This window comes from Allosphingosinicella sp. (assembly GCF_036403745.1).
In the GTDB taxonomy this organism is placed as follows: Bacteria; Pseudomonadota; Alphaproteobacteria; order Sphingomonadales; family Sphingomonadaceae; genus Allosphingosinicella.
In genome coordinates, this window is record NZ_DASWQI010000087.1 from 1 (window position 1) to 2,153 (window position 2,153).

At 68.7% G+C, this 2,153-nt stretch carries 2 protein-coding genes; both read right to left on the reverse strand.

Going from position 1 to position 2,153, the window contains the following annotated elements:
* On the reverse strand, positions 1-310 hold a 310-nt coding region (locus VGC56_RS16885), incomplete at its 3' end, for a transposase domain-containing protein (RefSeq protein WP_464126755.1).
* A gap of 92 nt (positions 311-402) precedes the next feature.
* On the reverse strand, positions 403-1,866 hold the full coding sequence (gene tnpC, locus VGC56_RS16890; protein ID WP_464126753.1) for an IS66 family transposase: 1,464 nt from the start codon (positions 1,864-1,866) through the stop codon (positions 403-405).
* Positions 1,867-2,153: the final 287 nt, after the last annotated feature.

The following is a 2,153-nucleotide window of genomic DNA, read 5'->3' on the forward strand; positions in this document are numbered from 1 at the left end:
CGTCCTGGCCGATGCGGCTGAAGGTGGTGCCGCCGCACCCCGGGCAGGTACAGGCTGGTTCGTGGACGACGCTCGCGCGCGGCAGGTGCTCGGGCAGCGGCTTGCGGACCGGCTGGCGGCGCTGGCGTGGCTTGGCTGGGAAGGCGGGATGGTCCGGGCCAGCCGGCTCGGTTGCACCAGGGCGTGCACTGGCGTCCTGGGCGGCGAGGTCTTCTTCGAGGTCGCTGATCAGCAGTTCAAGCTGTTCGATGTTGCGATCGAGCTTTTCCGAGGAGCGGCCGAAGCGTGCGCGTCGCAGCGCAGCCGTGATTGCTCACGGTTGGTGATGGCACGCGCATGCGGAGCGCCGTTGTAGAGTGGTGCGCAATCGCAGTGGTGGGTGGCCCGGACGGGCAGGACGAACTACGCCGGGACGGGAAGTGGCTGACCGCGCAGGGTCAGCAGGATCGCCTCGAGTGCCCCGATCCCGCGCCGTCGCGCCGTTTCGATAACTGAGCGCACCTCGGCATGGAGCTTCGCGCCCCAGACCGATCGGAAGCAGTTGGTGACCTTGCGGAAGACCGCACTCCAGCGCAGTGCCTGCTCCGAACCGTTGTTGGTCGGGGCAGCCTCCGGCTCGACGAGAAAGACGAACAGTCTGCCCTGCCACCTGACCAAGCTGCGGCGGAACTTCTCGGTGGCCACGTTGCCCACGATCGGCTGCGCGACCATCTCCGAGAGCGCGAGGAAGTGGCGCCAGAAGAAGGCCTCGAGCACCCCAAGACCGTAGCGGCGCATCAGGCGCTCGCGGTTGTGCCAGACGCGGATAGCGCGGCACAGCAGCGGGATCACCCGTCCGGCCAGCACAGTGTCGCCGCTGTCGAGCGCATACTGGGCGTCGCGAAGGATGTGAGCGAGACAGGCTTGGTGCTTTTCGCCCCAGCCCGCCTGCGCCCCCAGCCGGTCGGAGATCCAAACACGTGGCCGCACGCCATCGAGGAAGCGCGCGACCACGTCCTTGTCGCGCCCCGGTTCGACGACGAAGCAGCAACTGTCGGCATTCTGGAACACCCACAGCCACCAGTTGGCCGTGCCCACGCGAAAGCGCGTCTCGTCCGAGCCGATCACCGTCCCCGCCAGCAGCCGGCTGCGGATCGGCGCCACCTGCGCCGCGAACGCCGGCGCCGCGGCCTTCAGCATCGCCGCCAGCGCGCCCTCGCTCAGCTTCACCCCGAACTGTACAGCCAGAACCGAGGCCAGCCGTTCATACGACACGGCGTGGCACTGTCGTAGATGCACCACCGTCGCCCGAAGGTTTTCGCCACAGGGGGATCCCGGTTCCATCCCCAGCGGCGGTTCGGCCTTGAACGCCGTGCGGCAGCACGGGCAGGTCCCGCGCCGCAAGATGACGCGGGTGATGACCGCCGGTGCCAGCGGGATCTCGACGTGGTCGTATGTCGCGCCCGCACTTTGCGCCACCCCGCACAGGTCCGCGGCACAATGTGGGCACGTCCCCGCCCGCATGTCCTTCACCTCGGTCGGATTGTCGCACAGCGGACGGTGTGCGCCCGCATGGCCCCGCCGCGGATGCGCCGGCGTGACGGCGGGCTGCCCGCTGGCGTTCGGTTTCACCGCCTGGGACGGCGGCATGCTCGAATTCCGCGGGGTCTTCTTCGGCCGGCCAAGCCTGGCTGGCAGGGCCGCAATCTCCGCTCGCCGCCGCTCGATCTCAGCGTCCTTGGCACTGCCCTCGCTGCGCAGCCGCTCGTTCTCGGCCCGCAGCCGACCGTTCTCCGCGTGCAGGGCCGCGTTCTCGTCCTGCACCCGCTGAAGCAGAACGTCCCGGCCATCCAGCTCCAGACCGATGCGGGCGGGTATGTGCGTCATGCCCCACTTGAAACACCGGCCCCGTCCCGGCTTCAATCACCTCGGACACATGCCTGCCCACATGGCCAGCCCGCTTCCAAGCGGACACTTGGTGCCCGATGATGCTTCCCGTCATTCTCGTTCCGATAGAGCGCCGTTTAGACGTGAGTAATCACATCCGAAGAGCGTCTGACCATGCGGTCCGGCTGCACAACACTGGTGGCTGCGCTGCTGGCGGCGACAGGCCCTTGTGCAGCCGTGACCGACGTGCCGGCGGGAGACGGCCTGGCTGCGGCGGTTGCCGCGGC

Bases quoted from the DNA above. Each gene is read 5' to 3' on its own strand.
- tnpC (WP_464126753.1), bottom strand. From the start codon at position 1,866: ATGACGCACATACCCGCCCGCATCGGTCTGGAGCTGGATGGCCGGGAC.